The organism is Salininema proteolyticum (assembly GCF_042685645.1).
Lineage (GTDB): Bacteria > Actinomycetota > Actinomycetes > Mycobacteriales > Micromonosporaceae > Salininema > Salininema proteolyticum.
On the sequence record NZ_JBHUNX010000001.1, the window covers coordinates 3213778 to 3236673 of the forward strand.

Annotated in this window: 23 protein-coding genes; 14 read left to right on the forward strand and 9 right to left on the reverse strand. The window is 68.5% G+C overall.

Annotation, left to right across the window (positions count from 1 at the left end):
- Positions 1-18: 18 nt before the first annotated feature.
- The 3 genes from ACFTE1_RS14915 to ACFTE1_RS14925 all read right to left on the reverse strand — a co-directional run bounded on the left by ACFTE1_RS14915 (position 19) and on the right by ACFTE1_RS14925 (position 4322).
- Positions 19-3141, reverse strand: coding sequence for an ATP-binding protein (locus ACFTE1_RS14915; RefSeq protein WP_380620934.1), 3123 nt, complete (start codon positions 3139-3141; stop codon positions 19-21).
- Positions 3141-3782: a hypothetical protein gene (locus ACFTE1_RS14920; protein WP_380620936.1), complete on the reverse strand. Its 642-nt coding sequence runs from the start codon at positions 3780-3782 to the stop codon at positions 3141-3143. Before ACFTE1_RS14920 ends, ACFTE1_RS14915 begins: the two co-directional genes overlap by 1 nt.
- A gap of 123 nt (positions 3783-3905) precedes the next feature.
- The gene (locus ACFTE1_RS14925) at positions 3906-4322 is read right to left on the reverse strand and encodes a YjbQ family protein (protein ID WP_380620938.1); all 417 of its coding nucleotides are present in this window, start codon (positions 4320-4322) and stop codon (positions 3906-3908) included.
- Between the two features lie 86 nt (positions 4323-4408).
- Between ACFTE1_RS14925 and ACFTE1_RS14930 the strand changes: the two genes are divergently transcribed.
- Positions 4409-5230 carry a class I SAM-dependent methyltransferase gene (locus ACFTE1_RS14930; RefSeq protein ID WP_380620940.1) on the forward strand — a complete coding sequence of 274 codons (822 nt, stop codon included), beginning with the start codon at positions 4409-4411 and terminating at the stop codon, positions 5228-5230.
- Positions 5231-5285: 55 nt separating this feature from the next.
- Complete coding sequence (locus ACFTE1_RS14935) at positions 5286-5441, forward strand: hypothetical protein (RefSeq protein ID WP_380620942.1); 156 nt, start codon at positions 5286-5288, stop codon at positions 5439-5441.
- A gap of 6 nt (positions 5442-5447) precedes the next feature.
- Here ACFTE1_RS14935 and ACFTE1_RS14940 read toward each other — a convergent pair whose 3' ends face one another.
- Positions 5448-5819: a hypothetical protein gene (locus ACFTE1_RS14940; protein WP_380620944.1), complete on the reverse strand. Its 372-nt coding sequence runs from the start codon at positions 5817-5819 to the stop codon at positions 5448-5450.
- A 65-nt stretch (positions 5820-5884) separates the two neighbouring features.
- On the opposite strand from ACFTE1_RS14940, the gene ACFTE1_RS14945 reads away from it, so the two are divergent.
- Positions 5885-7741 (forward strand): hypothetical protein, encoded by a 1857-nt coding sequence (locus ACFTE1_RS14945; RefSeq protein WP_380620946.1) that lies wholly within the window; start codon positions 5885-5887, stop codon positions 7739-7741.
- Between the two features lie 7 nt (positions 7742-7748).
- Here ACFTE1_RS14945 and ACFTE1_RS14950 read toward each other — a convergent pair whose 3' ends face one another.
- Positions 7749-9191 carry a hypothetical protein gene (locus ACFTE1_RS14950; protein ID WP_380620948.1) on the reverse strand — a complete coding sequence of 481 codons (1443 nt, stop codon included), beginning with the start codon at positions 9189-9191 and terminating at the stop codon, positions 7749-7751.
- Between the two features lie 594 nt (positions 9192-9785).
- On the reverse strand, positions 9786-10787 hold the full coding sequence (locus ACFTE1_RS14955) for a hypothetical protein (protein WP_380620950.1): 1002 nt from the start codon (positions 10785-10787) through the stop codon (positions 9786-9788).
- Positions 10788-10874: 87 nt separating this feature from the next.
- Here ACFTE1_RS14955 and ACFTE1_RS14960 point away from each other — a divergent pair, with 87 nt between their 5' ends.
- Positions 10875-11483, forward strand: coding sequence for a TetR/AcrR family transcriptional regulator (locus tag ACFTE1_RS14960; protein ID WP_380620952.1), 609 nt, complete (start codon positions 10875-10877; stop codon positions 11481-11483).
- Here ACFTE1_RS14960 and ACFTE1_RS14965 read toward each other — a convergent pair.
- The gene (locus ACFTE1_RS14965; protein WP_380620954.1) at positions 11440-12237 is read right to left on the reverse strand and encodes a TetR/AcrR family transcriptional regulator; all 798 of its coding nucleotides are present in this window, start codon (positions 12235-12237) and stop codon (positions 11440-11442) included. The two genes, ACFTE1_RS14960 and ACFTE1_RS14965, sit on opposite strands and share 44 nt — an antisense overlap.
- A 99-nt stretch (positions 12238-12336) precedes the next feature.
- Between ACFTE1_RS14965 and ACFTE1_RS14970 the strand changes: the two genes are divergently transcribed.
- From ACFTE1_RS14970 to ACFTE1_RS14995, 6 genes are all read left to right on the forward strand, one after another.
- On the forward strand, positions 12337-12957 hold the full coding sequence (locus ACFTE1_RS14970; RefSeq protein ID WP_380620956.1) for a GNAT family N-acetyltransferase: 621 nt from the start codon (positions 12337-12339) through the stop codon (positions 12955-12957).
- 82 nt (positions 12958-13039) lie between these two features.
- Positions 13040-13849, forward strand: coding sequence for a class I SAM-dependent methyltransferase (locus tag ACFTE1_RS14975; protein WP_380620958.1), 810 nt, complete (start codon positions 13040-13042; stop codon positions 13847-13849).
- Between the two features lie 245 nt (positions 13850-14094).
- Entirely contained in the window at positions 14095-15510 is a 1416-nt protein-coding gene (locus tag ACFTE1_RS14980) for an alkaline phosphatase PhoX (protein WP_380620960.1), read from the forward strand.
- A 147-nt stretch (positions 15511-15657) separates the two neighbouring features.
- Positions 15658-16923, forward strand: coding sequence for a sensor histidine kinase (locus ACFTE1_RS14985; RefSeq protein ID WP_380620962.1), 1266 nt, complete (start codon positions 15658-15660; stop codon positions 16921-16923).
- A complete protein-coding gene (locus tag ACFTE1_RS14990) occupies positions 16914-17552 on the forward strand; it encodes a response regulator transcription factor (protein ID WP_380620964.1) in 639 nt (212 codons plus the stop codon). Before ACFTE1_RS14985 ends, ACFTE1_RS14990 begins: the two co-directional genes overlap by 10 nt.
- A 68-nt stretch (positions 17553-17620) precedes the next feature.
- Positions 17621-18334 carry an SDR family NAD(P)-dependent oxidoreductase gene (locus ACFTE1_RS14995; protein WP_380620966.1) on the forward strand — a complete coding sequence of 238 codons (714 nt, stop codon included), beginning with the start codon at positions 17621-17623 and terminating at the stop codon, positions 18332-18334.
- A 202-nt stretch (positions 18335-18536) separates the two neighbouring features.
- Here ACFTE1_RS14995 and ACFTE1_RS15000 read toward each other — a convergent pair whose 3' ends face one another.
- Positions 18537-19808 carry an MFS transporter gene (locus ACFTE1_RS15000; RefSeq protein WP_380620968.1) on the reverse strand — a complete coding sequence of 424 codons (1272 nt, stop codon included), beginning with the start codon at positions 19806-19808 and terminating at the stop codon, positions 18537-18539.
- Positions 19809-19898: 90 nt separating this feature from the next.
- Here ACFTE1_RS15000 and ACFTE1_RS15005 point away from each other — a divergent pair, with 90 nt between their 5' ends.
- Genes ACFTE1_RS15005 through ACFTE1_RS15020 form a run of 4 tightly spaced genes read left to right on the forward strand, consistent with a single transcriptional unit; the run spans position 19899 to position 22330 of the window.
- On the forward strand, positions 19899-20444 hold the full coding sequence (locus ACFTE1_RS15005) for an ArsR/SmtB family transcription factor (RefSeq protein WP_380620970.1): 546 nt from the start codon (positions 19899-19901) through the stop codon (positions 20442-20444).
- 36 nt (positions 20445-20480) lie between these two features.
- Positions 20481-20831 carry a GntR family transcriptional regulator gene (locus ACFTE1_RS15010; protein ID WP_380620972.1) on the forward strand — a complete coding sequence of 117 codons (351 nt, stop codon included), beginning with the start codon at positions 20481-20483 and terminating at the stop codon, positions 20829-20831.
- The gene (locus tag ACFTE1_RS15015; protein ID WP_380620974.1) at positions 20828-21820 is read left to right on the forward strand and encodes a hypothetical protein; all 993 of its coding nucleotides are present in this window, start codon (positions 20828-20830) and stop codon (positions 21818-21820) included. Before ACFTE1_RS15010 ends, ACFTE1_RS15015 begins: the two co-directional genes overlap by 4 nt.
- Before the next feature lie 9 nt (positions 21821-21829).
- Entirely contained in the window at positions 21830-22330 is a 501-nt protein-coding gene (locus ACFTE1_RS15020; RefSeq protein ID WP_380620976.1) for a GNAT family N-acetyltransferase, read from the forward strand.
- 56 nt (positions 22331-22386) lie between these two features.
- Here ACFTE1_RS15020 and ACFTE1_RS15025 read toward each other — a convergent pair whose 3' ends face one another.
- Positions 22387-22743 (reverse strand): hypothetical protein, encoded by a 357-nt coding sequence (locus tag ACFTE1_RS15025; RefSeq protein WP_380620978.1) that lies wholly within the window; start codon positions 22741-22743, stop codon positions 22387-22389.
- Positions 22744-22896: the final 153 nt, after the last annotated feature.

Consider the following 22896-nt stretch of genomic DNA (forward strand, 5'->3'; position numbering starts at 1 on the left):
AGGACTGGGTGGATCAACTCACTTCTCCGCTTCTGCGATCCGGCGCGCCTTGGCCACCACTTGCTCCGCCGTCGGAGCGCTCGGACCGTGCTGGCAGAGCGTCATGGGCGTGCGCACCAGTTCCGTCGGGCGTCCTTCGGCCAGGGCGTAGTACTCGCCTTTGCTCAGGCCGCTGAGGTCGATGTTCCTGTTGTCCCGCGCGCCGATGATCTCCTTGGCCCGTGCGATCTGCGGGGCGGCCTGCAGCCTGCCGTAGAACTGGGTGGCGCAGTTGCCGACGACCCCGTTGTGGATGGAGGCCGGCGCCTGGGTGGCGAAGAGGAGCCCGAGGCCGTACTTCCTGGCCTGAGAGGCGAGGGAGAGCGTCGACTGCAGGCTTCCCGTGGTGCCCTTGGCGGGGGCGATGGTCTGTGCCTCGTCCATGACCAGCAGGCCCCGGGGCACGGACGTCGGCGCCGGGTTCTCTTTGATCCATCCGAACAGGGCGGTCTGGAGCTGGTGGACGAACGTGTGCCGCTGTTCCTCGCCCACCAGGCCAGACAGGTTGAGGATCGAGATCCGCGCCCGTTCTCCGCCGGCGGGGGTGAGGAGGACGCCGGGGTCGAGCGGGGTGCCGGCGCCTGAGAATAGGTCGTCGTTGATGGCGGCCGCTCTCAGCGCCCCGGCGATGTCCGGCGCGATCCGGTCGGCGTCCGGCATGCTGCTGAGTTCGCTTCCCCCGTCCTCCAACAGGTCGATGAAGCTCTCCAGCGGGCCTCCGCCCGTTCGCCCGAAATGCTGCAGGCATTCCTTGAGGACGGCTCGCTGCTGGGCGTCGCGACGGGTCGAGTTGCGTATGTGCGCCCGCGGGGCGAGGGCCGACAGCGCCACGTCCACCGATTGCGCGAACTCGTCGGGGTCGTCGAGGACGGCGGAGAAGTCCGGCATGGGCTGGAACGTCAGGGGGCGTCCGGAGGTCCTCCCGGGCGTCCAGACCGCTATGTCGACCTCTTCATGGAACATCCGGGCCTTGGCCGCGTCAGCTCTGGTCCATTGCGGGGGCGTCTCGCGCCAGGGGTCCCCCAGTTGGGACATGTCATTGTTCGGGTCCAGGACGATCGCCGAGATGCCCTGGAGGGCGCACTCCTCGATCATGCGCTTGAGCAGGACGGTCTTTCCCGACCCGGATGCCGCGAAGACGGCTGTGTGGCGGCAGAGCTCCTCTAGCGGGATCTCGTAGGGGTTCTGTCCGTCAGTCCTGCCCAAAGGGAGAGAATCGGGGGCGGCTGTGTGGTCCTCCTCTGGCTCGACGGGCGCGGACCCCTTCTCCCTGCTGCGCCGCGCCGTGGCCGGTTCGGCGGGAAGCGAGGCGGTCACGAGGGCGAATGCCTTGGTGCGGCTGACCGGGCGGCGGGAGGCCAGCCAGGACGGGAAGTGCTCGTTGTCCGCCGCGTCCTGTTTCAGACGGCGGAGGGCCCGGTACTGGCGGAGTTCGGCTTCGTCCGCCTCCACCACTCGGCCGCCCAACTCCTCGTACTCCTCTATCGCCCGCATGGTGGCCTTCGCCGAGGGCCAGTTCCCCCAGCCAGGCGCCACCAGGAGGATCGACTTCTCCCCCGGGACCGCCGTGTCCCTCTTCATGAACTCGACGAGTTTGGAGATGCGCGAGTGCTGGGACCGAGCGTGGTTGTTGGACGCCGCTTTGAAGTTCCACCGCTGGTCGGCGGGTTCGCCGTGCCGTTGGTGCTGAAGGTACATGTGGTAGAAGTTGCTTCCCTGCAGGGCCGCGCCGGGCTCCCAGTGGTCGACCCCCTGCTCGGCGATCCACAGGTCGCAGAGGTCGCGGAGGATGGCGGGCATCTGCACGTCCTCGGCCGAGCTGGTGAACATGTTGCCGATGTCGGCGCCCTGGATGAACTTGTCGTAGGCGTCGTCGAGCCGTTCGAGCGGGTCTGAGGGCCGGTCGTCCACCGGAACCGGTTCGTCGAGGTCGTCGAGCCGGTCCAGCTCGGTGATCTCGCCCCGTTCGAGGCAGTCGCGGATGTGGCGGTCGACGGCGTTGAGGAGCCCGCGGGGGCTGTGCGTCTCGGCGTCGGCGAAGAAGGCCTCGGTGAAGGGGTAGGTGAGATAGGGCGGCACGAACGCCACCTCGCCGAATGGCCCGGCCAGGTGCTGGGCCACCAGCCGCATGGCCGTGTCCTTCGACCCCAGCGCCCTCAGCGGGACGGGTTGCCCGAAGCGGTCGCGGGCGGTCTCCGAGGCGCACTCCTTGAGCGCCTGCCAGGCGCTCTCGATGCAGGCTATGACGATGACCGTGCGGCGGACGCTCTGGCGCAGGCCCATGACGCCGTTGGCGATGTCGCCCAGGTTCTTGCGCTCGTAGCTCTCCAGTTTGTCGAGGTCGGCGATGCTGAAGTCCTTGACGAAGTCGTCCAGCTGGTCTCCCGCGACCACCAGGGGCCCGGTGAGGGCGAGGAGGCTGGTGAGCTGTTCGACCAACTGGGCCGGCTGGGGCACCGCCCTGCTGGGCGGCCCGTACTCCCCGTCGGGGTCCAGCGGCGCGGCCGCCTTGAGGTAGTCCTCTCCGGCCTGCATCTGGTGCTCGTCCTTGGCGTTGAAGAGGATGAGCGCCCGCAGGGTCTGGTTGGCCGACCGGTAGAGGTCCTCGTCGTAATCGGAGAGGGCTTTCAGGAACCCGGAGATCGACTCCTGCCCGGGCCTCTCGTCCCAGATCACGGCGGATCGGACCTCGTAGGGGGCCTTCATGACTCTTCCCAGCGTCTCCAGGAAGTAGGTCAACTGGGTCTGGCCCTCGTACCGTGCCCGGAGCCCGTCGCAGAACCCGGACAGCACGTTGTTCCAGAAACTCTCCTGGTGGAAGAGGTCGATGCGGAAGAAGTACCCGTTGCGCTCCCTCACGGCCGAGCAGACGCGGCCCAGAAGGTGCGTCTTGCCGCTTCCCGGTCCTCCGACGACGGGGATCCCCACCGGGACGCGGCTGTCGCGGTCGGCCATTCGGTCGACTTCTCCGATGATGTTCTGATAGGCGTGGTCGTTGATGCCTTCGACGTGGACGCGTTCGTGGCCCTGCCAGATCTCGTGCGGTGCGACCACATTGTCGCCCTGGATCCTCTCGAAGGCCTTGAGAACCGGGTCGCTCATCACCGATCACTCCACATGTAGTGCCTCCACTTCCCGCCGAACCTGATCGCCGCGTCGGACTCCCTTTCGCCCAGCAGACGGGGGTTCTGCTCGGCCACCAGACGGACCCGGTCCTTGCCGGCCAGCGAGGCGCAGGCCGCGTCGAAATCGGTGGAGTCCATGTCGGACACCGCGTCTCGCAGATCGGCGAGGAGCACGGGCTTGTCGCTCTCCCGTGCCAACGCCTGCCAGGCGGCGAACAGTTCCTCCTCGACGGGTTCGAGGGCGTTTCTGGCACGGGCGGCGCGGTTGGTGGCGACGATGTGGGTCAAACGCGTCGTCTCGTATTCCGCGTACTGGGCAGCGGCCGCCCTCCAGAGGCGTCCGCTGATGACGGTGTCCTCAAGAACTATGTCCCCGTTGACGATCGCATCGGCCACGGTGCGGCCTTCCGCGGTGAGCCGGTACCGGTAGGGAGGGTTGTGCCGACCGCCCTCCACTTCGATCAGGTCGAGCTCGCTGAGGCGGGCGCGTTCCTTCGCCTTGTGCTTGACCAGTTTGAAGGCCTGCTCCATGTCCGCGTTCTTGGCGACCTCGAGGTCGAGCAGCGCCAGAGCGAGGAGGAGTTGCGCCTGGTATGTGGTGAGTTCAGGGTAGTCCATATCGAATCCGGGGATAGGGGGCAGAGGTCCGCCGTCATATGCGATCGACAATCACAAAATGTATCGAATTATTCCCGGGTCCGGAAGTTACGCGTCCTGATCGTCTACATACACGTGTGCTAATCAGCCCAGGTAACTCAGGCGCACCTGCCGATCCGGATTATCCACATTGGTGTCAACAATGGTGACCGACTGCCAGGTTCCCAGCTCCAGGCCGCCGTCCAGAACCGGCAGCGTCGCGTGCGGGGCTATGAACGCGGGCAGGACGTGGTCCCGGCCGTGGCCCGGTGACCCGTGGCGGTGTATCCACCGGTCGTCTTTGGGCAGGATGGCCCCCAGGGCCGCCAGCAGGTCGTCGTCGGATCCGGCGCCGGTCTCCAGGACGGCCACGCCCATGGTCGCGTGCGGCACGAAGACGTTCAACAAGCCGTTGTAGGCGTCATTGTCGTAGAGGAAGCGGCGGCACCGCTCGGTGATGTCCACTACCCGCTCGGTGCGCCCGGTCGCGAGGGTGAAGACCTCGGAGGAGAAGAGACTCATGGCTCCATCCTAGGCCCGAGTCCCGGCGGGCGTCCGCATCCCGAAAAGAAGTGGCGCCCGCGATGCCCCGGATCTAGTCTCGGCCGATGAGCGACTTCCGTGAACGCGACTGGCTGGACCTGAACCGGGCGAACTGGGACGACCGCGTTCCCCTGCACGCCGAGAGCGACTACTACGACCTCGACGGCTTCGTAGCCGGCGGCGACACCATCCGCGGTTTCGAGACCGGGGAAGTGGGCGACGTGGAGGGGAAGAGCCTCCTGCACCTCCAGTGCCACATGGGCCTGGACACCCTGTCGTGGGCGCGCCGGGGCGCGTCGGTGGTGGGAGTCGACTTCTCGCCGAAGGCCGTCGAGGTCGCCGCCGGACTGGCGAAGAGGATCGGCTTCTCCGAGGAGGAGGCCGGCTTCGTCACCTCCGACGTCTACTCGGCCCCGGACCTGCTGGACTTCGAGCGCTTCGACATCGTCTACACCGGCATCGGAGCTCTCTGCTGGCTTCCCGACATCGAGAAGTGGGCCGAGACTGCCGCCGCGTTCGTTGCCGAGGGAGGCTTCCTCTACGTCGCCGAGTTCCACCCCGTCACCTGGACGCTGTGGCCCTCGGGGAACAGGATCGAGCGCGACTACTTCGACGGCGAGGCGATGGTGGAGGACGAGCCCGGCACCTACACCGACGGCGACGCCGAGATCGAGAACACCACGACGGTGGAGTTCCAGCACACCATGGGCGACGTCATCAGCGCGGTCGCGGCCACCGGCCTCCGCCTGGAGTTCCTCCACGAGCACGACTTCACCCTGTTCCAGGCCATGGACAACGTGGAGCCGGACGGCAAGGGCCTGTACCGGCCCAAGGAGGGCGAGAAGTCGATGCCGTTGATGTACTCGTTCAAGGCGGTGGCTGAATGATCACATCCGCTCGCGGGACGGGCGTCGGAGCCCGCCACGGACTATCCTGGGGGCCATGGACACCGAGCAGAACGAGGCCCCGGCCAAGAACCGCTACGTAGCCGCCCTGATCATCGTAGCCGTAGGGGCCGTCCTCGCGGGGGTGGCGACCCTGGGGTGGGAGATGCAGAAGTCCGCCGACGAGGAGTCGTCGATCTCGTCGGTGGGCTGAACCCGCTCAGCCGAAGTCGACCCGGTTCTCACCGTTGAACTCGGCGGGACCGTTGAACTGCTGCCCGATATTGACCTTGTCGGCGTTGATGGTGACAGCGGGAGAATCGATCTTGATCTCCTTCTGCACCAGCTTCTCCATATCGCGCAGAAACTCCCCGTCCTCTGCGGCATAGGCGCGGATGGTGTGTGCGAGTTCTTCGACCCTGTTCTCGTCCTGTTCTGCCGCCGCCAAGGCCTCCATATCCTCGACTCGGCGGGCCAGACGACCCTTCACCAGGAGGCCCAGGCGTGTGAGCGACTCCTTGTCGAGGTCCTTGGCCAGCCGTCCGGCATGGCCCGCGACGGCGCCGGCGATCTCCAGAATGATCGGTTCCATGAAAGCCTCCTTCAGATTCGCCTCCAGCATAGTGCAAGCCGGCCTAAAGCCGGTATTGTCAAGACATGACGACCTCTGTCGATTCCCGGCCCAGAGACTTCCTCGAATCGCCGTCCCATCTGGTGCACCGGACCGGCCTCGACGATCTGACGACGGAATTGAGCGGAAAATGGCCGCGGGCGGTCGCGCTGACCGGAGACGGCAAGTCCGGAAGCACCTTCCTCGCCAAGGTGGCCGCCGGACTCGTCCACCTCCGTTACCCAGGCGGTACTTTCTACGTCGACCTGCGGGAACAGTCCCCCGACGATGCAATGCTCCTCTCCCTTATAAGGCTGGGTGCGAGTACCGACCTGATCCCGTCCTCGCCCATGGGCAAATCGGCATTCCTACGGGACTTGGTCCAGTCGAGACGAGTCCTGCCCATCGTGCGGCTGGGGGCGCAGCCCGCCGATGCCGAGTACTTCCACCCCCGATATCCCACAGCGGGGTTCGTAGTGATCGGGTCCCCCACGCCTCTGGACGAGTACCGAGTCATAGAAGTCCCCCGTTTCTCGACCGATGAACGTGCCGAGCTCTTGAGCAAGTCCCACGGGCGACTTTCGCAGGCCGTCTGCTGGGACCTGGCCGAGAACATCGTTGCCGGCCCAAGGACGGTGCGAGAGGCGGCGCGGGCGATCGCAGCGAACCCCAGTCTCGCCGAACCGCCGCACGACAGGCTCATAGAGCTCGTGCGGGATGAAACCGACTTGAGAAGCGAACTGGCCGATGGTCTCGACGGTTCGACCCAATGGCTGTACCGCCTCCTCCACTACCTGCCCGAACCGATATTCGAAGAGGCAGCCGCCAGGGAGTTCTGGCAAAGCGGCGAACAACTCCGCGATGCTCTGGACGAACTCGAGTCAGCCGCCCTTGTTGCACGCGACAGCGTCGGATACCTCAGACTGGTGGAGAACCAGGAGTTTCTGGCCGATTCGACGGCTGAGGGCATTGAACTGCCCCATCAATCCGCGTTGCATGACTGCGTGCAATCCTATACGGCCCAGGTCCAGGCGGCGGACGAGACGATCATGCGCGATAGGCGCCGGCTGGGGCTCATGCCGACCACCAAGCCGCCGCGGAATTTCGAATCCCGCGGCGAGGCTATGAGCTGGCTGGTCAGGCACCGCTCCATGCTGTCCTCCATGGTTCATATGTGTGTCGAGCAGGAATGGTGGCCGGAGGCATGCGCGCTGGCCGAGGCACTGTGGGCTTTCTACACGAATCAGGTGATGCCCGACGAGTCCATAAAGTGTTACCGGATCGCGCTGGCAGCCTCGGAACACCTGCCGGATACCTCCATCGGAATCCAGATGCGCCTTTATCTGGCCAAATGTCTGACCGACGCCGGTTTGACCGGTGACGCACGCCGAGAGTTGGAGACGGCCCTGAGTCTTTCGCCGACGTCCGAGAGCGGGGAAAGGCTCGCCGGCACCGCTTACGAACTCCTGGCCCGTAATTCACTGGCGGCCGACGCCGGCTCGGCAGCATGGGAGTTCGCGGAGGAAGGACTGCGCCGGCTGGGACAAGACGGCCGCGCCCGGGCCAAAGCCCAGTTGTGGAGATTCAAAGCTCGTGCCGCGCAATCGAACGGCGACTACGATGTCGCGGCGGAATGCTTCGAGACCGCACTCCGGCTATTCGGAAAAGCGAGCGACTCCAGAAACCAGGCGCTCATCGACGTGGAGCACGCACTGCTCGACTACGACCGATACGGGCCGAAAGTCTTGGCCAATGTGGAGAAGAAGATCGCGGCAGCGGACGGGATGGTCGAGACGGCTCAGGTCGTACGCGCCTGGGAGCGCCTGGCCGGGAGCTCGGAGGGCCCGCTGAAGGTACGTTATGAAACTGCTGCCCGGAAGGCCCGCGGTCTCGGTGACCGGTAGCGGTCGTCTAGTCGGCGGACAGTAGCATCTTACCCAGTTCCTTTTCGACTCCCACTTCCCAAGGGACCTCGACCGAACGGCCGTCCCTAAAGGTGACCAGCACGGTCCGTTCATCGGTTCCCATGGCAGTCATAGAACACCGGGGGTATCCGGACATGACTCGTTCGGCTTCTGTTCTCGCTGATCGGCGGCCCAACGGCGGCAAATGCAGTCGCGTAATGAGGGTGGCTTCGGCCTTGATCGATGACGACAGGCAGGATACGTCGGCCGCCACCGGATGGGTGATGGGAGGCCGCGTTGGATCGCAGAGGGGCCTGCGGACCATCCCGCCACCACGACGATCCACCGCCCAAGACTTCGGTCGGGCATGACCGATTTCGAGGTCGGGCAGAGGCAGTTGGCGCGGTTTCGACAGTCGCGGCGCGGGAATGCCCAGCCGGTCGTACACCGATTCGGCGAACACCGCCGACGGGCAATCGACGTCCCGGTCCAGAACCTGGGCGGTCGACTCTGGATCGACGGCCGGTACTCGAAACAGCTCGTCGAATATGTTCTCGGACAGCGGCAGTCGCGGCAGGGATCGTCCGAGTTCCGCCAAGGGACCGTCCTCAGGCATCTCATCGAAGCCGAACTCTCCTATGGCGACTTTCTTCCCCAGCGCCGCAGCATAGTAAGTGACGGAACCGTGGTCGCCTAGAACGTAGTCGGACGCGATGAGCAGCGCCCTCCATCCTTCCTCCGGAGGAACCATGACCAAGCCGTTCGTCAGGTGGTGCTGGACCAGTGCCGCCGACCCTGCCTGGTGCGCACCGTCGATATTGGGATGCGGGATGTAAGCGAGCGACGTCGAGTCCAAGTCGATCATCTCGTGCAGTCGGGAAACGAGGTCCACGTGGCGACCGATGAGGGAGTCGCGTCCCCAGGTGGAGGTGACGGTGACGAGTGCCTGTTCGGGTGTGATTCCGAGTGCGCGACGGTATTCGTCTCGGAGGGATCGGGAATCGAGAATTCGTTCGAAACAGAGGTCTCCGGTCACAACCGCCCGTTCGGCCGCTTCAGGGGCGTCGGTTCGCAGCCGATCCAGCGCGGCTTTGCCGGGAAGGGAGATGAGGGAGGGAATTGTGCCGTCAATGGTGCGAAGGTGGTCGCGGGACAACCCGGCGACACCTTCTGTTTCAGGGAGGAAACGGTTGTGGCCGGCACCGTGGGGCAAGGTGGCGACCGGAATTCCCAGTGAAAGCATCTCGGGGCGAGGGCTGGAGGTGAGCAGGAGGTCGGCGCCTATGGTGGGCAGTTCGCTCCAGGGAACCAGCGGCAGGCGGTGTCGGTGGGCGAAGAGCTCTGCCTGGTGCCGGTATTTGGAGGCTCCGGGTCCTGCGGGGACAGTGTAGGAGACGGTGATCCGGGGATCGACGGCGAATAGCGGGGCGACGTCGTAGTGCAGGCGCACCAGCGATTGCAGTGTGCGCGCGGCGAAGACCAGGTGTCGTTCACCCGAAAGCGCAAGCTGGGAGCTGGGAGCTGGGAGCTGGGAGCTGGGAGCTGGGAGCTGGGAGCTGGGAGCTGGGAGCTGGGAGCTGGGAGCTGGGAGCTGGGAGCTGGGAGCTGGGAGCTGGGAGCTGGGAGCTGGGAGCTGGGAGCTGGGAGCTGGGAGCTGGGAGCTGCTCTTCCATCGTAGACTCCCATTCCCGACTGGTCCAGGTCCACTCGGCGGGTGGGCGCGGATTGCACCCGATCAGTTGAGCCGCACCGAGGACGCAGACCATTCTAACGGCGCCTCCCGGATCGTGCGAAACACGAGGGTCGGGGTGAGAGCCGCCGGTCCCGGCTCTCACCCGCTCGGGCAATGGCTCTCGTTGTGCTCGTCGAACAGGCCATTGCCAAAACCTTCCACCCTGAGAGGGCGACCCTGCCGTCGCGCCCCCGCACAGCGCCTTGGACCGACGGGGCAATGGACCCGCATCGCCATGACCCGGCGTCGCTTTCCCCTATAGACGCCGCGAGCGCCCGGGTTCCCGGGCGCTCGCGGCGTGGGTGGTGTTCTTCAGGCGTTGGCCTCTGCCCGCTTTTTGACGGCGGTGCCGATCCAGAAGAGAACGGCTCCGCAGAACAGCCAGATCCCCAGTGTCGCGGCCGACCGGACGTAATCGGCTTCGGGGAAGAAGACGACCGTGCGCAGCAGCGTGGCTCCGGCGCCCGGCGGCATTCCCTGTCCGACGGCGCCCCATGGTTCCGGGAGCATTTCCGGTGCGCTCGTCATGCCGGACAAGGGGTTTCCGAGGAGCATGACGGTCGCGGCGCCGATCGCCAGTCCGACGCGTCCGGCGAGGGCGTGGAGTCCCAGCACCGTCCATGTCACGGCGGCGAGTGTCAGGGCGAGAGCCCCGGCGGCGGCCGGGTAGTCCCCTGCGTCGATGCTCTCCAGGGGCCAGACCATGATGCCGGCGAGGGCCGCGGCGCCGAGGAGGGGTGCGAGGACCGCTCCGGTGGCGCGTTTGGCGGCCGAGGTGGCGGCTGCGGCGGTGAGGAGGGCGGCGATGATGATGCCTCCGACGGCGAGCGGGAAGGCGGAGGCGGTGAAGGCGGTCCCGTTGGGGTCGGTTTCGGCGGTGGGGACGACGTCGGTGGTTTCGAGCGGCATGTCGGCCTGCGCGGCGAGGCGTTCGCCGAGTCGGTCGAGGAGGCCGGCCACGGCGGGTCCGGCGGCGGTGGCGGTCTGCACTTCGACGCCGTCGGGTCCGACGATGAGGGCGCCGTAGACTTCGCGTCGCTCTATGAGGTCGCGGGTCTCGTCGGGGCCGTCGGCGGGGTGGAGGTCGGCGACGCCGTCGAGTTGTTCGGCGGCTTTGGCGGCGACGGGTTCGGGGGCGACCAGTGCGATCGGGAGGTCGTGGGGTTCGCTTTTGGAGGCGGGGAGGGCGAAGGCCGTCAGGAGGACGGCGAGGAGGAGCGGGGCCCCGAGGAGGGCGGGTAGTAGTCGGTCGGGTGTGCGCCGGTCGGGCTCCCGGGTGGGGGCTTCGGTCGGGGCGGTGTCCGTTCGGGTCATGATGCACCTCGATAAGAGACGATGCGTTCGCTATTGTCGTCAGCGTATCATGTAAGGAACGGTACGTCTCTTAGGGGAGGTAGGGTCTTGACGGAATCCGGTACGCGCCGCCGGGGAGCGGCACTGGAATCGGCCATCTTCCAGGCAGTCTGGGACGAGGTGTCCGAGGGCGGCTACACGCGCCTGTCCATCGAGAGCGTCGCGCGGCGCGCGGGCACGGGCAAAGCGGTGCTCTACCGGCGCTGGGACGGCCGCGTCCCGCTGGTCCTAGCGGCGGTCCAGGACAATCTGCCGCGCCAGGAGGACCTCGCCGACACCGGGGACCTCCGCGACGACCTGGTCAAGCTGCTGGAGGCCGGGGCGGAGAGGGTCATGACCGTGGGCCCCCGGATCATCATCGGGCTGCTCTCGGAGATCTTGGACCAGGAGGGAGTGGACGGCGAGCACTTCGCCCTTCTGAACGACACGATCCTCAAGCACCTGCGCTCGCTGCTCGACGTGGTCTACGAGCGGGCGGAGTCCCGCGGAGAGCTCGACCGGTCGGCGATGAGCGACCAGATCGCCACCCTGCCGCTGGACATCGTGCGTTCCCACGTGCTCATGCAGCGCCCGGTGACGAAGGACTTCCTCGCCGAGATCGTCGACGACATCGTCATGCCGGTCCTGCGCTCCCGGTGCGCTCCAGGCCGGCGATGAGCGTGCGGAGCGAATGCAGGACGATGGAGTCCAGGTCGCCGTAGACGGCCGGGGACTGGTGCAGGAGCGCCCGGGCGACGTCGGGAGCCCGGTGGTCGGCCAGGATTCCGACGATCGACTCGAGCTCCGACTCCGGGAGGTCCTCCGCCGACGGCGACTCGGACACCGGCAGGAGCGCCAGCCCCTGCACCAGTCCCGTGACGGCCAGGAAGGTCGGCAGGAAGTCCGGCTCGCCGGGGACGCGCGCGATGGACCGGTGGTAGCGGTCCATGAGGTCGACCAGCGCGGGGCTGAAGGGCGGCCGCATGCGGGCCAGGATCGCGAGCACCCAGGGCCGTCGGCGGTAGAGGCGCCATTCGGTCCAGGCGACGGCCTCCAGGTCCTCGCTCCAGGTCTCCCTGCGGTCGGGCCACGCGACGGCGCCGAGCTCGTACTCGGCCATCGCCGCGAGGAGCGCGTTGCGGTTGGGGAAGCGCCGGTAGAGTCCGGCGGTGGCCGTTCCCAGTGCGGTGGCGAGTCCGCGCATGGTCAACCCGGCCAGGCCCTCGGAGTTGGCGATTTCTATGGCGGCGCGGACGACGGCCACCTCGGTGAGCCTTCCGGGCGGCGCGGCGACCGGAGCGACGGCGGACTCCGACTTGCGGCGCCGGTAGGCCCTCGCCTGGCAGGCGCGGGAGCAGTAGCGGCGCGGACGTCCGGTGGCGGCGGCCGGCAGCGCCGTCCCGCACACCGCGCAGGAGCCCGGTTTCGTCACGCGGCCTCATCCGTGACGAAAGGCTTAACTCCGGTGGGCCGCTCTGCTTTCATGGAATCCAGACTAGAACACCGTTCACCAACGAGCAAAGGGAACACCATGAACCAGCCTTTCACCGTCCGCCGCGCCGGGGCCGACGACGCCGACGGGATCATCGGCGTCTACCGCCGCTCGTCCTCCGACGAGGTCGTCAACGACTGGATCTTCGGCGACTCCCCGGAGGTCTACGCCGCCTACATCGAGCAGCACATGCCCGGCCATGTAGCCAAGGTCCTCGCTCGCGACGAGGTGTGGGTCGCGGCGCGAGACGGCGAGATCGCCTGCGTCGCGGTCATGAGCCACGTCGGAGACCGCGAGCCGTTCGAACAGGACGCCCGGGATACGGCCGAGGCGGCCGAGGCCATGCCGGACGTCCCCGCCCTGCAAAGGGCGGCACGGGCCCTGCGCTTCATCGCCGACCACCAGCCGACCGGCCCGGAGCACCTCTACGTCGCCAATATCCTGACCGACCGGCGGCACCGCTCCCAAGGGGCGGGAGGCGCCCTCCTCGAGGCCGTCCTGGCCGACGCCGACGAGCGCGGACTGCCCGTCTACCTGGAGGCCAGCACCGAACGCTCGGCGAAGCTCTACACGCGCGTCGGATTCGCCGACACCGGCGAGCGGCTCCGGATCGCCGAGGACAGCCCCACGCTGATCCCCTGCTGGTACGGGCTGGGCTGAGTCCGACACCTGTCCTGGTCCCGGGCCCTGGTAGGGTGTCGCTCCGCCCCGAAACCGCTTGTGCCCGGGATTAGGAGACCGCATGGTCGACCCTCGTTTTCCCGTCAACGACCGCCGACGCGTCCTCGAGCAGTACGCCACCGGCGACGGGCTCGCCGCACGGCAGGCCATCTACCGCCACCGGGTGGGCCCGGCCGTGGACCTCGTCGGGACCGCCGGCGACCTCCTCGCCGACCACACCGCCGACGCGCCCTCCTCCCCGGCCGTCGCCGACATCGGCTGCGGCAACGGCCGGTACACCGAGTCCCTGCGCGAGCGCTTCCCCGCCGCGGAGGTCACCGCCGTGGACCTCTCCCCCGGCATCCTCGCCGACCTGGACGGCCCGAAGGTCGTCGCCGACGCCCAGGACCTGCCCTTCGCCGACGAGTCGCTCGACGCGGTCCTCGCGATGCACATGCTCTACCACGTGCCCGACGTCGACAGGGCGCTCCGGGAGTTCTCCCGCGTCCTGCGCCCCGACGGCGTCCTGCTGGCCTCCACGATCGGCACCGACCACCTGGAGGAGATCTGGGAGCTGTTCAGCGCCGCCGCCGGGACGGAGGTGCGGTTCGCCGACGCGGAGAACCACCCCTTCAACTCCGCCAACGCCGCCGACGTCCTGGGCGCGTCCTTCCCGCACGTCGAGTCCGTTCCCATGAACGGCGTGCTGGCCGTGCCCGACCCGGAGCCCGTCCTGGCCTACCTGGCCACGGCCCGGTCGTTCACCGCCTTCTCCGAGGCGGAGTTCGGCGAGATCCTGCTCGGGGTGGAGCGGGCGCTGAAGGACCACTTCCGGGTCGAAGAGACTCTGCGGGTGCGCACGTCGGCGGAGATGTACCGCTGCTGCCTTTGAGGACGCGTCGTTTCCTCCCGCTTTCCGGTGGGAGGAAACGATGTACGGATATCCACCCCGTGCGGGGCGTTCTTCGGTTAACCTCCTTGTCATTAGACGCCAAGGGCATTGCCCATGCACAGGCATGGACTAAGTCTATAGATGTCAATACGATGTTCTTTCCTGTTGGTCTTCCGTTCGCGTCGCCGTAGGGGGACGCGCCGATACTGACAGGCACACGTTGCCTGTGTTAAGGAGCAATCCGAATGAATATCCACTCCGCCCGAGCGAACCGCCGCCGCCTCCTCCAGGGCACGGCCGCCGGGATCTTCGCCGTCGCCGCCATGGAGGGCCTCACCGTCCGGGCCGCCGAGGCGAAGAAGGGCCGCAAGCCCGGGAAACCGAAGGGCGACGGAGGCTACGGCCGCCTCACCCCCGTCACCCGCACCGACCCCGAGACGGGCTACGAGCAGACCCTGCACCTGCCCGAGGGATTCGACTTCACCCTCTTCGGCCTGGCCGGGACCGCCCTGGGCGACGGCTTCACCACCCCGCTGGGCCACGACGGCATGGCCGCCTTCCCCGGCACCGAGCCCGGCACCGTCCGCCTGGTCCGCAACCACGAGGAGCGCACCGACCACGGCTCCACCACCCCCTCCGGCGCCCCCGAGGACCGCTACGACGAGGACGGCGCGGGCGGCACCACCACCCTCGTCGTGCGCACCGACTGCGGAACCCCCGAACTGCTCCAGACCTGGACCTCGCTGGCGGGCACCATCGTCAACTGCGCCGGAGGGCCGACCCCGTGGGGCACGTGGCTCTCCTGCGAGGAGACCACCTCCGGCCCGGGCGAGGGCTGGGCCGAGGACCACGGCTACATCTTCGAGGTCCCCGCCGACCAGGACTCCCCCGTCGTCCCGGTCCCGCTCAAGGAGATGGGCCGCTTCGTCCACGAGGCCGTCGCCGTCGACCCCGCGACGTCGATCGTCTACGAGACCGAGGACCGCGGCACCGCCGGCTTCTACCGCTTCGTCCCGAACTCGCCCGAAGTCCTCGCCGACGGCGGCCGGCTCCAGATGCTCAAGGTCCGCGACGAGTGGCAGTACGACACGCGCACCGGCCAAGAGCCCCGGGAGGGCCTCCCCGTCGAGTGGGTCGACATCGCCGACCCCGACCCGGCCGACGCCGAGGACGACGCGCTGGCCGTCTACAAACAGGGCCACGGGCTGGGCGCGGCGACCTTCGGCCGCCTGGAGGGGTGCTGGTGGGGCGAGGGCGCCGTCTACATCTCCTCCACCAACGGCGGCGACGCCGGCGAGGGCCAGGTCTGGGAGTACCGCCCGGGCGAGGACGGCGACACGCTCACGCTCGTCTTCGAGTCCCCGAACGCCAAGACCCTGTCCTTCCCCGACAACATCACCGTCACCCCCTCGGGCAACCTGATCGTCTGCGAGGACACCTCCCGCTCCAAGCCCGCCCTGCGCGGCATCACCCAGGACGGGACGGCCTTCCCCTTCTGCGTCGACCCCGGCGACGACGAGTGGTGCGGGGCGACGTTCTCCCCCGACGGGGAGATCCTCTTCGCCAACCTGCAGGGATCCACCTCCGGCGACCCCGCGAACCCCGGCACCCCCGGACGCACGATCGCGATCTGGGGACCGTGGGAGGACGGCGTCCTCTGACCCGCGCTCCCGGCCCGAGGTGCGCGGCGGGCTTGCTGCTTCCCCCGCCGCGCACCGCCCGACGCCCCCGTGGTGGGGCTATCCCCACCACGGAGAAACCGGTGTACCGCATGGCCTGCGAGAGCGCCCGACCCTAAGGTTGAGGACATGGAAAGCACAATGCGGCGACTGCGCCGGGACAGCGTCTACAACCTGGCCTCGTTCCCCGTGTCCCTGGCCGCCTTCATCACCCTCCTCGTCCTCACCGTCGTCGGAGTCGCCACCGCCATCATCTGGATCGGCGTGCCCGTCCTGGCCGCCGGGCTGCTGGCCTCGCGCGGTTTCCGCATCGCCGAGCTGTCCCTCGGCGCCCCCGCCTTCACCCGGCCCACCCCGCGGATCTCCTACTCCCGCCCGCCGGAGGGCGCCGGGCCCCTGCGCCGCATGGTCCAGCCGATCTTCGACGCCCAGTCCTGGCTCAACGTCCTGTGGGCGATCATCAACCTGCCCCTGGCCATCTTCGGCTTCGTCATCACCGTCGTCTGGTGGTCCGTCACCGTCGCCGCGCTCCTGTGGCCGGCCTACGACTGGATCATCGTGGCGACCACCGGCGCGGTCGACGAGCAGGGCATCGCCTACGCCTCCCGGTTCCTCGGCCTCGGCGACAGCTACCTCGCCCAGTCGGCCGTCGCCGTCGCCGGCGGCCTCGTCTTCGCCCTGACCCTGCCCTACGTCATGCGGACCACCGCCCTCATCCAGGGCTCCATGGCCCAGGGCATGCTCAACGCCACCGCGCACTTCACCCAGCGCATCAGCGACCTCTCCGAGTCCCGCGCCGCCGCCCAGTCGGCCGAGTCGGAGGCCCTGCGCCGCATCGAGCGCGACATCCACGACGGGCCGCAGCAGCAGCTGGTCAACCTCGGCATGGAGCTGGCCCGGGTCAAGCGCCAGATGGACCGCGACCCCGAGGCCGCCCGCGAGACCCTGGACACCGCCATCGACCAGACCCGGTTGACCATCGACGAACTGCGCAGCCTCTCCCGCGGCATCGCCCCGCCGGTCCTCGCCGACCGCGGCCTGCCCTCGGCGATCGAGGCCCTGGCGGCCCGCTCGATGATCCCCGTGGCCGTCGACGCCGACATCGCGGGCCGTTACCCCAGCCAGGTGGAGAACACCGTGTACTTCGTCATCGCCGAGTCGCTGGCCAACGCCGCCAAGCACTCCCGAGCCACCCAGATCTCCGTCGTCGTCCGGGACGACGCGACGACCATGGCGGTGTGCGTGACCGACAACGGGATCGGTGGAGCGAACCTCTCCAAGGGACACGGTCTGGCGGGCCTCGCCGAGAGGGTAAAGTCGGTGGAGGGCCAACTGTCCGTCGACTCCCCCGAGGGGGGTCCCACCGTCGTAGTCGCCGAGGTTCCATGCGCATAGTCATCGCCGACGACGCCGTGCTCATCCGCACCGGCATCGTCAAACTCCTGGAGGAGTTCGGCCACGAGGTCGTGGCCGAGACCGCCGACGCCGCCTCCCTCGTGGAGGCGGTCGCGGCGCACCGCCCCGACGTGTCCATCATCGACGTGCGCATGCCGCCGTCCTTCGTCGACGAGGGCCTGCGCGCCGCCCTCGAGATCCGCGAGAGCACCCCGGGCGCCCCCGTGCTCATCCTCTCCCAGTACGTCGAGCTCTCCTACGCCCAGGACCTGGTCGCCGGGTCCAAGGGAGGCGTGGGGTACCTGCTCAAGGAGCGGGTCATCTCCGCCGACGACTTCATGGACGCCCTCGAACGGGTCGCCGTCGGCGGCACCGTCTTCGACCCGCAGGTCATCTCCCAGCTCATGACGCGCCGCCGCGAGCCCCTCGAGGACCTCACCGTGCGCGAGCGCGAGGTCCTGGGGCTGATGGCGGAGGGCTACGCCAACAAGGCGATCGCCGCCAAGCTGTTCGTCTCCGACGGCGCGGTGGAGAAGCACATCCGCAACATCTTCACCAAGCTCGGTCTCACCGCGGCGGGCGACCAGCACCGCCGGGTCAAGGCGGTGCTGGCCTTCCTCAAAGCGTGAGAACGGTTTTGACGCGGGAGGGCGGCGCGCCTATGATGTCGGCGCACGCTCTGTAGAAAGGTCCCACCATGGCTCACACCGTAGTCACCGGCGGCGGAACCGGTATCGGCCGCGCCATCGCCCACGCCTTCGCCGAGAGGGGCGACAGCCTCACGCTCGTGGGGCGCCGCGAGGAGAAGCTCGCGGAGGTCGCCGCCGAGCTGCCGGGCACGGCTGTCGACTGCGTCCCGGCCGACCTGACCACTCCCGAGGGAGTCGGGGCCGTCGCCGGATCCCTGACGGACGGGACGGTCGACGTGCTGGTCAACAATGCCGGGGGCCTGATCGACGACGAGTACGACCCGAAGGGCGCCGAGGGCGTCCGCCGGATGATCGACTTGAACCTGACCTCGGCGGTCCTCCTGACCGAGGCGCTGTGGGAGAACCTGGCGCGGCCGGGCGGGCGCGTCGTCAACCTCAGCTCCCTGGCCGCGCAGCGCGGCAACGGGCTCTACGGGGCGGCCAAGGCCGGCGTCATCGGCTGGTCGACCGGGGTGGCGCGCAAGGGCGGCCCAGAGGGGATCACCGCCAACACGATCGCTCCAGGGTACATCATGGACACGGAGTTCTTCGAGGGAGGCAGGGCGCCCCACCACGACCGGCTGATCGAGGAGACGCTGTTGAAGAAGGCGGGCGAGCCCGCCCACATCGCCGCGACGGCCGTGTTCCTCGCGTCGGAGGGCGCCGGCCTCATCACCGGTCAGACCATCGCCGTCAACGGCGGTTCCTACATCCACTACTAGGGCGCGGTGGACGGCGGAGGCTACCGTGTGCGCATGACCGCGAAACGAACCCTGTTCCTCATCGCCGCACTCGTCTTCCCGATCCTGTTCATCGTCGCCGTGATCTTCCTGCTGCCCGGCATCGTCATGTGGGCGGCCGGTCAGGACTAGGGCGCGAGAAAGGCAGGGGCCCACGGAGGCGGCCCCTGCCCTCAACCGGAAATCACTGTCTCGTCGCGGGGACCACCTCCTCCGCCGGTTCGGGCATCGTTCTCATACCCCACAGCGGGGTGGTCAGGAGGGGGACGACGGCCAGGAGCGCTCCGATCGCGGCCGTCCAGACGACGGCCCTGGCTCCGTAGGCCTCCCCGACGAGCCCGCCGATCAGCGAGCCGGTCGGCATGCTGCCCCAGGCCAGGGTCCGCACCGAGGCGGTCATGCGGCCGAGAATGCGCGAGGGCGTCATGCGCTGGCGGTAGCTGAGCTGGTTGACGTTGTAGACGACCACGAAGAAGGTCATGAGGAACATGCCGGCGCCGACGATCGGGATCGCGGCGGGGGTTCCCGGCCGGGCGAAGCCGACCAGTCCGACGGCGGCCGAGGCGCCGACCGTGCCCAGGTAGATCGACTTGCCGAAGCCGAAGAGGCGGGCGCAGCGGCGGCTCATGGCGCCGCCGAAGACGCCGCCCAGTCCCCCGACGATGCCCAGGTAGCCGACCGTGGTCACCGACAGTCCCAGGTCGCGGACGAGGTAGAGCGTCGAGATGGCGATGAAGGCGCTGTAGAAGAGGTTGGCCAGGCCGGTGCAGACGGCGGTCCCCCGGATGACCCTCTCCTTCCAGATGAAGCCGAAGCCCTCCTTGACCTGTTCCCACATGCCTTTGCCGTCTCGGGGGACGGGGTTCTCGACGGCCTTGATCCGGGCCACCCATCCGGCGGAGGCCGCGATGCCGGCCCCGCTGGCGACGAGGGCGACGGGGGCTCCCAGCCAACCGACGAGGTTGCCGCCGGCGCCCGGGGCGGCGAGCGTGATGCCGGAGCGCAGGGCCTCAAGCCGCCCGTTGGCGTCCATCAGCTGGTCCTTGCCCACGATGCCGGGAACGAAGCTGTTGTAGGCCACGTCGTAGAAGACGGTGCAGGCGCCCAGGAGGAGGGCCACCGCGTAGAGCTGCCAGATGGTCAGGGCGTCGAGGGCCCAGGCGGCGGGAACGGACAGGAGGAGGGCGCCGCGGAGGAGATCGGCGCCGATCAGGATGGGGCGGCGGCGCATGCGGTCCACCCACACGCCGGTGGGAAGTCCGATGAGGAGGAAGGCGGCCTTCTCCAGGGCGACGAGGAGGCCCATTTCGAAGGCGGTCGCGTCCAGGGTGAGGAGCGCGACGAGGGGGAAGACGAAGACCATGAGCTCGAAGGCCAGAAAGCTCACGGCGCTGGAGAGGTAGAGGCGGCGGAAGTCGGGGTTGGCGAGGGCGCCGCGACGGGAGAAATCGACCATGTGATTGAGGCTAGCCAACCAGTTGGGAATAATCAATGACTTTCGGTCCCAATCAGTTGACTTTTTTCAATCGGTTGTTAACCTGGAAAGATGAGCACAGACAGCACCGGCGGAAACCCCGAGTCCAACCAGTCGCCACGGCGCCAGGCCACCAAGGAGCAGGCCAAGGCCGTCGCCTCCGAGGTCCGGCTGCGCATCCTGCGGCTGTGCCTGCGCAACCCCCTCACCAACAAGGAGATCGCCGCGCGCCTGGAGATGAACACCGGGACCGCGCTGCACCACGTCCGCAAGCTCGTCGACGTCGGCTTCCTCGTCCCCCAGGAGCCGCGCACCGGCAAACGCGGCGCGCGCGAGATCCCCTACCTGGCCACCGGCGTCACCTGGGAGCTGGACTACGGACCCGACACCTACCCCGAGACCTCGAAGGCCATGCGGGACGCCTTCGTCGCCGAGTCGGAGGCCTCCGGCGGCATGGCCAACTCCACGCGCTTCACCGTCCGCCTGAACGAGAAGCGGAGACGCGAGTTCTTCGACCGGGTCCAGGCCCTGTTCGAGGAGTACATCGCCGAGGAGGACACCGGGTCCGGCACGCGCGAGTACGGCGTCTACTTCGCGGCGCACGAGTCGGAGCGGTAGCACTATCGAGATAATGATGCTAGTGTCATTAGCATCATGTTGATCTCCATCGACCCGACAGACGCCGCGCCGCTCCACGAACAGGTGGCGCGGGCGGTCCGACGCGCCGTCCAGGACGGCGACCTCACCCCGGGCGACCGGCTGCCCCCCGCCAAGGAACTGGCCGCCCAACTGGACATCAACCCCAACACGGTGCTGCGGGCCCTGCGAGGCCTGCGGGACGAGGGCCTCCTCGAATTCCGGAGAGGCCGAGGCGTGCACGTCACGGGGACGGCGCGGCCCCAGAGCACCCTCGACGACCTCATCGACAGACTCCTGTCCGAAGGGCGCCGGCTCGGCTACAGCGCGGCCGACCTCGCCCGGCTCATCGAAAGGCGCCCATCGTGAACTCCACGGGCACTCTCACCACCCGGCCGGCCGTACTCCGCTTCCTGGCCGCCGCCACCGCCGCCTCCCTCGTCCTCCTGTGGGGCGCGTACTTCTACCTCGCCCCCTACCCCGCCGAGATCGCCGTCCACTGGTCCGGCACGACCCCCGACTCCTCGGCGGCGCCCGCCGCCTTCTTCCTCGGGGTCACCGCCGCCGTCGCCGCCGGGAACCTCCTCCTGGCGTTCGGCTTGAAGGGCATGGCGAACGACCTGTCCCGCCGCTCGACCCGGTCCGCACTCGCCTCCTTCGCCGGGGTATGGAACGGGATCATGGCCGGGGCCGCGATCGGCACGGCGCACGCCAACCAGGGCGCCGCCTCGTGGCAGGACGCGGGTTCGCCGGCCCTGCCGATGATGTGGCTCGGCGCCTTCGCCATAGCGTTCGGAGCACTCGGATTCCTCATCGGACGGCGCGGACCGGACCAGGCACCGGAGGCGAACACCCCGGCCGAGCCCCTGGACGTGCCTCCCGGCACCCGGCTGGCTTGGACCGGCAGCCTCAGCAATCCCGCCCTGCGCTGGCTCCTGGCCGCCGCGGCCGCCGTGACTGCGCTGTCCGGCCTCCTCGTCGCCGACCGCACCGTGTCGACCTGGATCTCCCTGGCCGTCGCCGTCATCGGCTGCCTGGCGGCGGCGCTACTCCTGTCGCTGACCGTCAGCGTCGGGCGCGACGGCGTCCGCGTCTCCTTCGGCCCCTTCGCATGGCCCTCCGTGCGGACCCCGCTCTCCGAGATCGAAGAGGCCTCCGTGCAGACGCGCACCGGTTCAGAGGTGGGCGGGTGGGGCTGGCGCTCCTACCCCGGCGGACTCGCGGTCATGTTCCGCAACGGGGAATGCCTCGTACTGCGGCGCAAGAGAAAGCCACAGCTGACCATCTCGGTCGACGACGCCGGGCGCGCCGCCGCGGTCGTCAACACGCTTCTCCGGGACGTCGCACCCCGGAGCTAGGATCGAAGCATGTCCATCACCATCCGACCGATACGATCTCACGAGTACCACCCCCTCGGCGAGGTCACCGTAGCCGCCTACGAGAGCGCCGGATACCTCGCCGAAGGGGACGGCTACGCCGACTACCTCCGCGACGTGGCCTCCCGGGCCGCGACGGGACCGGTCCTCGTCGCCGTCGAGAACGACAGGGTCCTCGGCGGCATCGCCCTCACCCCTCCGGGATCGGCCGAGTCCGAGATCGCCGGACCGGCCGAAGCGGAGATCCGGGCCCTCGCCGTCGATCCCGAGGCCGGCGGGAGAGGCGTGGGGACCCGTCTCGCCCGAGCCGTCGTGGACCTCGCCTTCGCTGAGCTCGGCGCGCAGGGCATCGCACTGTCCTCCCTGGACGCTATGCGCACCGCCCACCGGATCTACACCAAGCTCGGCTTCGACAGGGTCCCCGAGCGGGACTGGACCCCCGTCCCCGGGATCCGGCTGATCGCCTTCGCCCTGGACCGGCCGACGGCCTAGATGACCGTTTCCCATCGCCGCCGACCCGCCGCGCGGCACCGATGGGAAATGCTCATCTAGAACGCCCCGGCGTTCCAGCCGACCAGCAGCCCCAGGACGAGCGCCACGGCCCCGAAGACCATCCCGGCCCACGTGCGGATCCCCTTCCCGTCCGAGAACGCGAAGGTCCCGAACGCGGCCAGGAGGGCCGGCTGGAACAGTCCGTACCAGAGCACCGAGCTCAGGCTCTCCACAGTCTGGGGATGGAAGACCGCGCCGGCGATCAGACCGAACATGGCGGCCCAGAAGAAGCTCGCCTCCAGGTCCTCGAAGATCGCGCTGGAGGTGAAACGCTTCCAGCCGCGCCTGACGATGGCCGTCGCAAGCATCGCCACGGCGCCGAACGGGATCGCCACCTGCAAGATCTCGCCCATGGGTCCTCTTTTCGGTCGGGGGACGGCGGGCCGGCCCCGCCACCATGCACACCCAGTATGCCGAAGGCTCGCGTTCTCCCGACAGACCCCCGGTTCCGGGGTTCACCGGAGCACAACGGACGACTCCGGACGAAACCGCCCCACACCGCCCGG

What these genes read in the sequence shown, in the direction of transcription:
- ACFTE1_RS14995 (WP_380620966.1), top strand. Translation starts at nt 17,621, where the DNA reads ATGGCTCACACCGTAGTCACCGGCGGCGGAACCGGTATCGGCCGCGCC.
- ACFTE1_RS14935 (WP_380620942.1), top strand. Translation starts at nt 5,286, where the DNA reads ATGGACACCGAGCAGAACGAGGCCCCGGCCAAGAACCGCTACGTAGCC.
- ACFTE1_RS15005 (WP_380620970.1), top strand. Translation starts at nt 19,899, where the DNA reads ATGAGCACAGACAGCACCGGCGGAAACCCCGAGTCCAACCAGTCGCCA.
- ACFTE1_RS14970 (WP_380620956.1), top strand. Translation starts at nt 12,337, where the DNA reads ATGAACCAGCCTTTCACCGTCCGCCGCGCCGGGGCCGACGACGCCGAC.
- ACFTE1_RS14920 (WP_380620936.1), bottom strand. Translation starts at nt 3,782, where the DNA reads ATGGACTACCCTGAACTCACCACATACCAGGCGCAACTCCTCCTCGCT.
- ACFTE1_RS14915 (WP_380620934.1), bottom strand. Translation starts at nt 3,141, where the DNA reads ATGAGCGACCCGGTTCTCAAGGCCTTCGAGAGGATCCAGGGCGACAAT.
- ACFTE1_RS14930 (WP_380620940.1), top strand. Translation starts at nt 4,409, where the DNA reads ATGAGCGACTTCCGTGAACGCGACTGGCTGGACCTGAACCGGGCGAAC.
- ACFTE1_RS14975 (WP_380620958.1), top strand. Translation starts at nt 13,040, where the DNA reads ATGGTCGACCCTCGTTTTCCCGTCAACGACCGCCGACGCGTCCTCGAG.
- ACFTE1_RS14955 (WP_380620950.1), bottom strand. Translation starts at nt 10,787, where the DNA reads ATGACCCGAACGGACACCGCCCCGACCGAAGCCCCCACCCGGGAGCCC.
- ACFTE1_RS15000 (WP_380620968.1), bottom strand. Translation starts at nt 19,808, where the DNA reads ATGGTCGATTTCTCCCGTCGCGGCGCCCTCGCCAACCCCGACTTCCGC.
- ACFTE1_RS14945 (WP_380620946.1), top strand. Translation starts at nt 5,885, where the DNA reads ATGACGACCTCTGTCGATTCCCGGCCCAGAGACTTCCTCGAATCGCCG.
- ACFTE1_RS14925 (WP_380620938.1), bottom strand. Translation starts at nt 4,322, where the DNA reads ATGAGTCTCTTCTCCTCCGAGGTCTTCACCCTCGCGACCGGGCGCACC.
- ACFTE1_RS14990 (WP_380620964.1), top strand. Translation starts at nt 16,914, where the DNA reads ATGCGCATAGTCATCGCCGACGACGCCGTGCTCATCCGCACCGGCATC.
- ACFTE1_RS15020 (WP_380620976.1), top strand. Translation starts at nt 21,830, where the DNA reads ATGTCCATCACCATCCGACCGATACGATCTCACGAGTACCACCCCCTC.
- ACFTE1_RS14940 (WP_380620944.1), bottom strand. Translation starts at nt 5,819, where the DNA reads ATGGAACCGATCATTCTGGAGATCGCCGGCGCCGTCGCGGGCCATGCC.
- ACFTE1_RS14980 (WP_380620960.1), top strand. Translation starts at nt 14,095, where the DNA reads ATGAATATCCACTCCGCCCGAGCGAACCGCCGCCGCCTCCTCCAGGGC.
- ACFTE1_RS15010 (WP_380620972.1), top strand. Translation starts at nt 20,481, where the DNA reads ATGTTGATCTCCATCGACCCGACAGACGCCGCGCCGCTCCACGAACAG.
- ACFTE1_RS15025 (WP_380620978.1), bottom strand. Translation starts at nt 22,743, where the DNA reads ATGGGCGAGATCTTGCAGGTGGCGATCCCGTTCGGCGCCGTGGCGATG.
- ACFTE1_RS14985 (WP_380620962.1), top strand. Translation starts at nt 15,658, where the DNA reads ATGGAAAGCACAATGCGGCGACTGCGCCGGGACAGCGTCTACAACCTG.